This is a genomic window from Algibacter sp. (genome assembly GCF_049667265.1).
Classification (GTDB): Bacteria; Bacteroidota; Bacteroidia; order Flavobacteriales; family Flavobacteriaceae; genus Algibacter_B.
The window spans coordinates 1-10,813 of record NZ_JBATHX010000045.1; the positions used below are offsets into that span (position 1 = coordinate 1).

Genomic DNA, 10,813 nt, shown 5'->3' on the forward strand with positions numbered 1-10,813 from the left:
ATCCGAAACTCCAACAGCAATAATATTATGTGAATCATGACCAACAGATGATGCAATAGCACCTTCTTTCAATCCGAAATTCTTTATAAAAGCCATGGCAGGTTTAGTATTTTGATAGCGATTTACAACCGTCATTTTCAAAATATCTTTCTCAATATTGGAAACAAGATTTCCATTTTCAATTTTAGCATTTTCAATTAATTCGTTTGTAACCAACTGCCCTTCTAGAGCTTCGATTACTCGAATTTGTTTTGCAGAAGACGCCAACTTAAAATCTGAAATTTCTTTAGGTTGGCAATTAAAATTATTTAAGTTTTCAAAAGCCACTTTCCTAATTAATGAGGTTCCTTTATCAAAAACAAGGTCCCCATTTATATACGTTTGAAGCGTTTTAAATGCTTTTAAATCTTCTACAACAATAAAATCTGCCTGATCCCCTTTTTGCAATAAACCAACATCTAGATTATAATGCTTTACAGGATTGATACAAGCCGTTTGCAATACTTTAAAAACGTCAATTCCCTTCTTTACGGCTCTGGCACATAATTGGTTAATATGACCAACAATTAAATCGTCTGGGTGTTTATCATCACTACAAAACATCATGTTTTCAAAATGTTCTGGTAATAAATCAATTAAAGCATCAAAGTTTTTGGCAGCACTTCCTTCACGAATCAAAATTTTCATGCCTTTTTCAAGTTTCTCTGAAGCTTCATTATACGTAAAACATTCATGGTCGGTTGAAATTCCTGCACGAATGTATTTTGAAACGTCGTGACCTCGAAGCCCTGGTGCATGCCCATCAACAGGTTTATTAAAATACTTGGCCCAAGCTATTTTTTTCATGACTTCATTGTCATTAAAAAGTACGCCAGGATAATTCATCATTTCGGCCAAATATTTAATATCTGGGTTTTCAAGAAGCTTTTTTATATCATCAGAATCAATAACAGCACCTGCTGATTCAAAACTGGTTGCTGGCACACACGAAGGCGCACCAAAATTGAATTTAAATGGCACTTTCTTCCCGTTTTCAATCATGAATTCCACGCCTTTAACACCTAAAACATTGGCTATTTCGTGCGGATCTGAAACGGTGGATACGGTGCCATGTTTTACCGCTATTCGGGCAAATTCACTCGGTACAAGCATGGAGCTTTCTATATGTATATGCGCATCAATAAAACCGGGAAGGATATAATGATTTACATGATGTGCCTGCTCCTTGATGGATAGAATTTTTCCGTTTTCAAAGGTGATTTCGCCTTTAAAGATTCGTTTGTTTTGGATATCGACTATTTGTCCTTGTAGTTTCAAATTTATAATTTAATGAGACACTTTGACTGCGCTCAGAATGACATTATTACTTTAATTCTATTTTTAGTATTTGTTTGGTATTTTCGGTGACTCTAAAACGATTATCTGCCCTTCTATTTATCACCCAAACAATGTCGCTACCTGAACATAATAGCCATGTATTTTCTTTGTCTAAAAGCGATAATTTTTCATCTTTAAAGTATTTACTAACTTTCTTTTTTCCTGACATTCCTAAAGGATAAAACACATCGCCTTCTTCATATTTTCTTATTGCTAATGGAAATTTCAGTTCTTTTTTATCAACAAAAATAACGTTGGTTCGTTTGCCAAATAAGGCATCAGCTTCATCAAAAAACAAGGTGCCAAATGGCGTTTCTACTTGTTTTTCTTCTTCTGAAATTTTTATTGTTTCACTTAATTCCTCGTTAATATCACTTAATAGTAAATGGTCTCTATTTTTTATTAAACGGTGAGTTTGGGAGAACACTTGTTTTCCTGTTTCAGCATCCAATAAATCTAAAATATCATTCCATTCCGTAAACCCATAATCTTTAAAAACCTCAAATAAATAGGCTTTTGGGTTGTTAAGCTTTTTAAATTCTGAAATTTTGAAGGATATATGGTCATTATCCATAGTTTCAATAGCTTTTTTTAAAACAGCGTTGGTACTTTCTTCAACAATATCGGCAGTATCATTCAAATTATTCAAAGTGGATTGAAAACTCTGTAATAAACTCGGATTAATTTCTTTAAGAATCGGAATCACCTCATGGCGTAATTTGTTCCGTAAATATTTAACGGATTTGTTACTACTATCATCTCGCCATTTAATGTGATTTACTTTCGCAAATTCAGAAATTTCTTCACTAGAAAACGGCAACAATGGGCGCACAAATTTCCCATTAACTTCAGGAATTCCTGTTAAACCATCTAAACCTGTGCCTCGAGTAAAATTAATTAGAAAGGTTTCTAAATTATCATCGGCATGGTGCGCGGTCAAAATATAATCGAATTGAAGTTGTTCTGAAAGTTCCAAAAACCAGCTGTAACGCAACTCTCGAGCCGCCATTTGAATGGAAAGCTTATGTTCTTTTGCATAATTTTCCGTATCAAAACTTTCAATAAAAACTTCTAAATCCAAATCTTCAGCAAGCTCTAGAACCAAATCTTCATCGGCATCACTTTCCTTAGCTCGTAAATTAAAATTACAATGTGCCAAGGACATTTTTAGGTTTAATTCATGACACAAATGTGTTAACACTACGCTATCAATTCCGCCAGAAATGGCGATAAGGAGTTTGCCCTCATTTAAAAAATCAAGCTGGTTTGTAATATGTGTTTTAAGTTGTTTTAGCATGCTTTCAAAGATACAACTTTGCTAAAGATATAATTCTTTTTCCACAATTTTCAACTGATAAAAATCATGTAAAAAACCGATTAATTCCGTAACTTTAAAGAACTAATTTAAATCTTTAAATCATGTGCACAACAAATAAACTAAACGATAAGGCCGCCATAGCTGAATTCAATAAAAAAGTAGTTTCTGCAACCAATCATTTACAAGCCTATGTGAAACATCGGTTATACATTGCAGAATCGACAAAGATTATTCCTAAAAACATGTACAAATCAAGTGATATTATTGATGAAGGGATTGCCAAGTTTTACGAAGCTGGGTTTAATATTGATGATGACGCCATGGCCATAAAAATTAAGCTTTTTAAACTAATTGATGCCGATTTGGATGACCTTTTCAAAAAAGAGGCGTTTCATCAAAATACCATGAGTACACACTCCATTTTGACAGATGAACTTGACGGTTTAGAAGAAAAATTTACGGTGGATGAAGATTTCGATTTAATTATGAATGAAGAATTAAGCGATATATCTTATCATCAAGGCCAAGAGGATAAGCACGTATTTGTATATGATGACGATAATATGTCGCTACAAAATGCTTTTGAAATTTCTGATATTGCCACAAACCGCAATAAACATTTATTAGGAAAATACTATACTTGGCTTCCTTTAAATGTATCGGGAATTGTCGATTTATTTGTGTTTGGGAAACTAAGCTTTGATGAAATAGCCAAAGTAAAAACAATGGAAGCCAAACGTGTTGAACGCGTTTTAAAATTAGCTATTGAAGATTTTAAGGAGCATTTAATTTAATTCTCTAAAACCTCTCGCATGGCTTTTGCCTTTACTAAACATTCTTCATACTCTTTTAAGGGGTCGCTTTTGGCTGTTATGGCTCCTCCAACAGAGTAGGAAACATATTTTTCAGTTTCATTATATAAAATACTTCTTATTACCACATTAAAATCAAAATCGCCATTTGGGGTAAAATATCCAATGGCACCAGAATAAATGCCGCGTTTAGTTTCTTCTAAATTTTCAATAATTTGCATAGCAGAAATTTTCGGAGCTCCCGTCATGCTGCCCATGGGGAACGTACTTTTAATAATATCAACAGGATGGGTATTCAAATCGACTTTTGATGTGATGGTAGAAATCATGTGATGCACTTGAACAAAGCTATAAACCTTGCATAATTCTTCAACATTTACCGAACCTTTTAATGCTGTTTTCGCTAAATCATGACGCACCAAATCAACAATCATAATATTTTCGCTGCGTTCCTTTATGTCTTTTGATAAATTTGTTTTTAGCAATTCATCCTCTTCTTTGTGCATGGCACGTTTCGCGGTTCCTTTTATAGGTTGGGAAATTATGGTATCGCCTTGTTTTTTTAAATAGCGCTCTGGCGACGCGCTAATTACATATTTATCTTGTAATTTAATAAACGATGCAAAAGGCGGCTTGGAAATAGTATTTAACTTTTGATACGTTTCAAAAGGATTTATTTGGGTATTTTCAGCGTAAAACTCTTGGCAAAAATTAGCTTCATAAATATCGCCCCGATGAATATGCTCGAGCATGGTATTCACCTTTTCAAAATAAGCATCTTTATGAATCCGAAGTTTAATTTTAATATCTGAATACACATGGCCTCGTGCGGCTTGTGTGCCATTTCTAATCTGAAATAAATCGTCATCTATTTCATCATCAACAAATTTTAAATACTGAATTTCAACGTCATTGCCTTTTATTAAAAACACTCTTTTCGGTTGAAAAAAGCATACATCTGGAAACCCTAATCCGTCAAAATTTTCAGATTTCAAAGCTTCTATATCATTCTTTAAATCGTAGGTTAAATACCCGAAAATCCAATCTTTGGTATAACTTTGGTATTCTTTAAGTTTTTCGAAACCTTGATGGAAATCGGTTTTAATACTCGTAAAAGCATCTACCGCTAAAATGGCATCATAACTATAATGTTGTTGGGCTTCCTTATTGCTATTAGGGTTTGAATCTAACCAAACCACATCATCAAACTGCTGTGCCCAATTTAGTAACCGGCTTTTAAATTTTTCGATATCCTCGAAAGTATGAATCTGTTTTGTCCTCAACTAAATTATTATAAGAAAACAAAGTTACTCAGAATACTTAAAATATGATGATTTTTGTACATTAGTTTAAATTTGAAACGTATGTTCACTTTAAAAAATAATAAACTCAGAATTAATGTTAAAAAAACTGGTGCAGAACTCTGTGGCATTTCCTCTGTTAAAAATAATACGGAATTCATGTGGCATGCAGACCCAGCTATTTGGGGAAGTTTCGCCCCTAACCTATTCCCTATAATTGGTGCGTTAAAGGATAACACCTTTATTTTTGAAAACTTTAAATACGAGCTTCCAAAACACGGAATTGTTAGAAATAATGATGATGTAACGCTGCATGAACAAACCGAAAATAGTTTAACATTCAAACTAACATCAAACGCCGCTTCACTAGCAAAATATCCTTTTAAATTTGAATTTTTAATGACTTACACGCTTACAGATAACGCTATCGAAGTCAAACATACCATTAAAAACTTAGATACAAAAACTATGTATTTCTCGGTTGGCGGACATCCTGCTTTTAAATGTCCGGTTTACGAAAGCGAAAACTATGAAGATTATTATTTAGAGTTTGAAACCCTTGAAAACACCAAAAAACATTTGATTAATATGGACAACGGACTTATCTCTTCAAAAACGGAAACCGTTTTTAATAACTCAAACAAACTACCATTAACTCACGATTTGTTTAACGCAGATGCCCTCGTTTTTAAAGATTTAAAATCTAGAAAAGTGACTTTAACGAGTAGTAAAAAAGGCCCATTTCTATCTGTTAGTTATCCCGGTTTCCCATACCTTGGCATTTGGGCTAAACCCAACGGAAACTATGTTTGTATTGAGCCTTGGTTGGGTATTGCCGATAGCGAAACCACTAACCAAAACCTAAAAGACAAAGAAGGGATTTTAAGTTTAGATGCAAACAAAACATTTAAGGCGGCTTATACTATTGAAATTCACAACAGCCATTTAGTCTAAACAGAATAATAAGCTTAACTTTGTAAGCTAAATATCAGTATTTTGACTTTTCAAGATTTAAACATAAATAATCAACTTTTTAACGCCTTAGAAGATTTAGGCTTTACAACCCCAACACCAATCCAAGAGCAAGCCTTTAACGTGGTGGCCTCCGGGAAAGATGTGGTTGGTATAGCGCAAACAGGTACAGGAAAAACCTTTGCCTACATGTTGCCTATTTTAAAAAGCATGAAGTATTCAGAACAAGAAACTCCTAGAGTTTTAGTTTTAGTACCAACGCGCGAGTTGGTTGTGCAAGTAGTTGACGAAATTGAAAAGCTATCAAAATATATAAACAATCGTGTTTTAGGTGTTTATGGCGGCACTAATATTAACACCCAAAAGCAGGCTATTGCTCAAGGTATTGATATTTTAGTAGCCACCCCAGGGCGTTTATACGATTTGGCTTTAACACGAGTTTTACAACTAAAATCGATACAAAAATTAGTGATTGATGAAGTGGATGTCATGCTCGATTTAGGGTTCAGACATCAATTAATTAACATTTTTGATATTCTGCCGCAACGCCGACAAAATATCATGTTTTCAGCAACTATGACACAAGATGTCGATTATCTAATTAACGATTTCTTTAAAAGTCCAGAGCGTGTTTCTATTGCTGTATCAGGAACTCCCCTTGATAATATTTCACAACATCGCTATAATGTGCCAAATTTTTACACGAAAGTGAATTTGTTAGTGCATTTATTAAGCGATACCGAAAATTACAATAAGGTTTTAATATTTGTAGCTTTTAAACGCATGGCAGATCGTTTGTTTGAAAAATTAGACGAATTTTTTAAAGAAGAATTATGCGTCATCCACTCCAACAAAACACAAAATTACAGACTACGAAGCATCGAACAATTTAGAAATGGCGAAAATCGAATTTTAATCGCCACCGATGTTATGGCGCGTGGGTTGGACATCGACAACGTATCGCATGTTATTAATTTCGACACACCCGATTTTCCTGAAAACTACATGCACCGTATTGGTCGAACAGGTCGTGCAGAACGCGAAGGCGAAGCGCTTGTGTTCTCTACTAAAAACGAACATGAGGCTATTGAAAACATTGAAGCCTTAATGAAAATGACGATTCCTGTTCTGGAAATCCCTGAAACTGTCCAAATTTCTACCGAACTTATTGAAGAAGAGCGTCCACAAATAAAAGAGCATTACAACCCTAACAAACGCACAGAAGAAGATGCTCCAGGACCAGCCTTTCATGAAAAATCTGAGAAAAATTCTAAAGAAAATTTAGGTGGTTCTTATAAATTTAAAATTGCTGCTAAGTATAAAAAGCCTAAAACTAAAGGCGATAAGAATTATAACAGACGGAATAAGAATTTTAAAAAATAGAATTTTTTGAGCGTTACCCTGCAAAAGTAATAATGTTAAGTAAGTTTTTATAATACTTATTAGTTATAAACTTAGTTTGCCCTAGTACTTTTCACCATCAATTCTTGTTACAAATTGCATATAAAAAATCCCTCTTCAAATAAATGAAAAAGGAATTTCAGAAAGATGGATAAAGAACCACTAACAAATTCTAACTCCTCTGTAAAGTCTTCAAAACAATAATACCAATTCTTGGTAAAATAAAAGTAATAGCACCAAAAACGGTTGTTAAAAATGATACTTTTAAACCACCAGCCATCATACCTGCGCTAATCTCGCCCATTGATTCTATGGCATCGAAGGCTGTAATCATGCCAATAATAGATCCTAAAAACCCAAATACTAATCCTAAAACACTCGCATCAGATGCTAAATTGGTCATTTTTTTAGATTTCACGGCATCTTTCTTAAGGTTTACAAAACCCATGACCACAAAAAACAATGCCAATAAAAGGCAAATTAAAATGAAAGACATAAAAAGTGGTCCGCCTTCCATAAATCTATCTACAAAAACATTTAAAGGAATTACTGATAATAAATTCATAAGTATTGGTTTTAATTAAATTTGCCACAAACATACAACCCATAATCCTGGTTATAATTAAAATGCGACAGATGACTAATTTAGCCATTTATTTAACATGCTGCTAAATCGGTTACTAAATTGGTTGTTCGTCTATAAAAACTTTAAGAGCCTTAAATTTATAGTATTATTGTATCTATTATCGCGATGATGTTTACAACCCGATTCATTTTAAAAAAAATAGGTCAGTTACTGCTCCACATATTATTTTGGTGCGGTGTGCTGCTATTTTACACCTATTTTTTTGGCGTAGATAGTAACGATTTTGGTTATGTTTTGTCTTTTTCGTTGTTTTTAATGCCTATTACCATTGCCACCACCTATGTTTTTATTTATAAAATAATACCAGAATATCTTATTACCAAACGCTATTTTTTGTTTGCTTTGTATAGCTTTTATGCGGTTATAATTTCGGCTTACCTTATTGTTCTTTCGGTGTTTTACGGACTCGTTTATCTTTCAAATTTTGAATATTCAAATATGGCTCCCATTAGTAAAAGTTTACTGTTTGTTGCTATTGGCGTGTATTTGGTAGTTATTATGGTGAGTGCCTTTAAACTTTTAAAACTGAATGTAAAACATACCGAAGAAACCAAAATACTAGAAACAAAAATTTTAGAAACTCAACTTAAATTAAAAGAGCAAGAATTAAATTATTTGAAAATGCAAATTCACCCACACTTTCTATTTAACACACTAAATACCATGTATGGGTTTGCTTTGAAAAAAGCAGATGAAACGCCTGAAATGATTTTAAAACTCTCCAACCTATTGGATTACTTGTTGTATCAAGTGGACAAACCGTTTGTGTCGCTTAGTAACGAAATCAATCATATTAATGATTACATTGAATTAGAAAAAATGCGTTTTAATGACACACTTCAAATTGATTTTAATACCGAAAACATATTAGATGATATCAAAATTGCGCCCATGCTCCTATTGCCTTTTGTTGAAAATAGTTTTAAACATGGCAGCTTAAAAAAAGGAATTTTAAAGGTTGATATAAACTTGTATTGCGAAAATAAAAGCATCTATTTCAACATTGAAAACACCAATAACACCAACCAAATTTCAGAAAAAGGGATTGGTTTAGAAAATATAAAAAAACGTTTAGACTTGCTTTATAAAGACAAATACAACCTAAAAATTATTAACGAAAACGGATTATTCAAAGTACATTTAAAGCTCGATACTCTTTAATTAATGACGCAAAAAAAAGACATATCATGTATTATAGTTGATGACGAAGCCATTGCTAAAGAAGTCATTGCCATGCACTTGGCTAAAATACCTAATATTAAAATTGTGGCGAGTTGTAATAATGCCATGGAAGCGTTTAGTGTGTTACGAGAACATGAGATAGATTTGATTTTTCTTGATATTAATATGCCAGAAATATCAGGAATTTCATTCGCCAAATCCATTAATAAAGAAGTTAAAATTATTTTCACAACCGCATATCGCGATTTTGCTGTTGAGGGTTTTGAGTTGCAAGCAGTCGATTATTTACTAAAACCAATTTCATTTGACAGATTATTAAAAGCAGTAAATAATTATTTTGATATTTATGCGAACCCAACTGCCTTAGAAATTCAAAACGATGATGTTAACGATTTTATGTTTGTGAGATCCGATAGACGCATGATTAAAATTGATTTTGAATCCATCATTTACATTGAAAGTTATAGTGATTATATAAAAATTCACTTAGCCAACCAAACTATAGTAACCCGGGAAACCATTAGTGCCATTGAAGCGAAACTGCCAAGTAGGAAATTTTTGCGCATTCATAGGTCGTACATAATCGCGTTAAAGTATATCACCTCATTTACAAACGAAGAAATTATAATTCACAATACCGCTTTAACAATAAGCCGGAGTTATAAGAAAGAAGTGCTTCAAATTCTTGAAAAATTCTAGTAAAAATTTCCCATTAAAACTGGTTATTGCAAACCTAATGGCATTAAAATATTACAAAATAAGAGGCTTATTTCTTATTTTAATCTATTTTTGTTAGGAATACTGCAAACATTCTGAAAATGAAAACACAAGCAAAAGAAAAAAATACAGAAAATTTAAACAACAACCATCAAAACAATAGTTCGAAAATTGATGCTATTAAAGAACTTATTTTTGGCGATAATATTCAAGCATATAACCAAGAATTTGAAACGCTTAAAGCTGATATTTTAAGAAAAAAAGCAGAACTACAAGACTTAATTGGTACAGTAGAATCTGAGCTTTTACAAAATATTGATACCTTAAGTACCGATATTAATATTAGATTAACTGATTTAGAAAATACTGTTGATGATAGGTTAACAGCTATGGATGGCAAAAAGGCGGATAGAAAATTGTTAAGTGAACTTTTTATCAAATTAGGAGAAAAAATTAGTGAATAAATTTATTCTCGTTAATGAATCAAGAAGAAAAACTAAATATTATAAAAGATATTCTGCTTACTGATGAGCGGGAGTTTACTTCGTCAATTGAAAAAAAAATAAAAATTCTTGAAACTACCATTAATGAAAGGAAAAACTTGTCAGTTAAAGTGGATCCTATTATTGATCAAAAATTAAATACCTTCATTGAACAAATCCCTAAAACCTTAGGGCCAACCATTACAGAAGCTTTAAAAGAAGAAATTAAAAACTCGCAAGATGCCGTTGTTGAAGCGCTTTATCCAATCCTTGGACAAATGATTAAGCGGTATGTGCAGCATGAAATGAAATTATTATCTGAACGAATTAATAATCAAGTTAATAAAACTTTTTCATTTAAACGGTTTTTCAGAAAGGCAAAATCAAAAGCTGCTGGTATTAACGAGTCTGATTTATTATTGCAAGAGCAATCAAACGCTCAAATAGAACAAGTTATTATTATAGAAAAAGGATCTGGATTACTTCTAGCCGAATATTCAAAAAATAAAATGGCTGATGAAGACATGGTAGCAGGTATGCTAACTGCGATTAAGAGTTTTGTTGAAGATGCTTTTAAAAAGGAGAAGCAAAGTTTGCATTATATT

11 protein-coding genes are annotated in these 10,813 nt (G+C 32.6%); 7 read left to right on the forward strand and 4 right to left on the reverse strand.

Annotated elements, in window-relative coordinates:
- A partial coding sequence (gene ade / locus WBN21_RS01495) for an adenine deaminase (RefSeq protein ID WP_424197542.1) occupies positions 1 to 1,317 on the reverse strand: 1,317 nt, incomplete at its 3' end.
- Positions 1,318 to 1,363: 46 nt separating this feature from the next.
- Complete coding sequence (gene tilS, locus WBN21_RS01500) at positions 1,364 to 2,674, reverse strand: tRNA lysidine(34) synthetase TilS (protein ID WP_424197543.1); 1,311 nt, start codon at positions 2,672 to 2,674, stop codon at positions 1,364 to 1,366.
- Positions 2,675 to 2,796: 122 nt separating this feature from the next.
- Between tilS and WBN21_RS01505 the strand changes: the two genes are divergently transcribed.
- Positions 2,797 to 3,489 carry a hypothetical protein gene (locus tag WBN21_RS01505; protein WP_424197544.1) on the forward strand — a complete coding sequence of 231 codons (693 nt, stop codon included), beginning with the start codon at positions 2,797 to 2,799 and terminating at the stop codon, positions 3,487 to 3,489.
- Here the strand turns inward: WBN21_RS01505 and pabB are convergent.
- Entirely contained in the window at positions 3,486 to 4,790 is a 1,305-nt protein-coding gene (pabB, locus tag WBN21_RS01510; RefSeq protein WP_424197545.1) for an aminodeoxychorismate synthase component I, read from the reverse strand. The two genes, WBN21_RS01505 and pabB, sit on opposite strands and share 4 nt — an antisense overlap.
- 81 nt (positions 4,791 to 4,871) lie before the next feature.
- Here pabB and WBN21_RS01515 point away from each other — a divergent pair, with 81 nt between their 5' ends.
- Together WBN21_RS01515 and WBN21_RS01520 are read left to right on the forward strand one after the other, a co-directional pair.
- Positions 4,872 to 5,762: an aldose 1-epimerase family protein gene (locus WBN21_RS01515; RefSeq protein WP_424197546.1), complete on the forward strand. Its 891-nt coding sequence runs from the start codon at positions 4,872 to 4,874 to the stop codon at positions 5,760 to 5,762.
- 42 nt (positions 5,763 to 5,804) lie between these two features.
- Complete coding sequence (locus WBN21_RS01520) at positions 5,805 to 7,163, forward strand: DEAD/DEAH box helicase (RefSeq protein WP_424197547.1); 1,359 nt, start codon at positions 5,805 to 5,807, stop codon at positions 7,161 to 7,163.
- Between the two features lie 190 nt (positions 7,164 to 7,353).
- Here the strand turns inward: WBN21_RS01520 and WBN21_RS01525 are convergent, their stop codons facing one another.
- Positions 7,354 to 7,746: a MotA/TolQ/ExbB proton channel family protein gene (locus tag WBN21_RS01525; protein ID WP_424197548.1), complete on the reverse strand. Its 393-nt coding sequence runs from the start codon at positions 7,744 to 7,746 to the stop codon at positions 7,354 to 7,356.
- Positions 7,747 to 8,004: 258 nt separating this feature from the next.
- On the opposite strand from WBN21_RS01525, the gene WBN21_RS01530 reads away from it, so the two are divergent.
- From WBN21_RS01530 to WBN21_RS01545, 4 genes are all read left to right on the forward strand, one after another.
- A complete protein-coding gene (locus WBN21_RS01530) occupies positions 8,005 to 8,988 on the forward strand; it encodes a sensor histidine kinase (protein ID WP_424197549.1) in 984 nt (327 codons plus the stop codon).
- Between the two features lie 3 nt (positions 8,989 to 8,991).
- Positions 8,992 to 9,708: a LytR/AlgR family response regulator transcription factor gene (locus WBN21_RS01535; protein WP_424197550.1), complete on the forward strand. Its 717-nt coding sequence runs from the start codon at positions 8,992 to 8,994 to the stop codon at positions 9,706 to 9,708.
- A 119-nt stretch (positions 9,709 to 9,827) separates the two neighbouring features.
- Positions 9,828 to 10,190: a fructose 1,6-bisphosphatase gene (locus WBN21_RS01540; RefSeq protein WP_424197551.1), complete on the forward strand. Its 363-nt coding sequence runs from the start codon at positions 9,828 to 9,830 to the stop codon at positions 10,188 to 10,190.
- Positions 10,191 to 10,204: 14 nt separating this feature from the next.
- Positions 10,205 to 10,813, forward strand: a 609-nt coding sequence (locus tag WBN21_RS01545) for a cell envelope biogenesis protein OmpA (RefSeq protein WP_424197552.1), incomplete at its 3' end; no start/stop codon positions are given.

Excerpts from the sequence above, each read along its gene's own strand:
- WBN21_RS01515 (WP_424197546.1), top strand. The coding sequence starts at position 4,872 with ATGTTCACTTTAAAAAATAATAAACTCAGAATTAATGTTAAAAAAACT.
- WBN21_RS01525 (WP_424197548.1), bottom strand. The coding sequence starts at position 7,746 with ATGAATTTATTATCAGTAATTCCTTTAAATGTTTTTGTAGATAGATTT.
- WBN21_RS01505 (WP_424197544.1), top strand. The coding sequence starts at position 2,797 with ATGTGCACAACAAATAAACTAAACGATAAGGCCGCCATAGCTGAATTC.
- tilS (WP_424197543.1), bottom strand. The coding sequence starts at position 2,674 with ATGCTAAAACAACTTAAAACACATATTACAAACCAGCTTGATTTTTTA.
- WBN21_RS01535 (WP_424197550.1), top strand. The coding sequence starts at position 8,992 with ATGACGCAAAAAAAAGACATATCATGTATTATAGTTGATGACGAAGCC.
- WBN21_RS01540 (WP_424197551.1), top strand. The coding sequence starts at position 9,828 with ATGAAAACACAAGCAAAAGAAAAAAATACAGAAAATTTAAACAACAAC.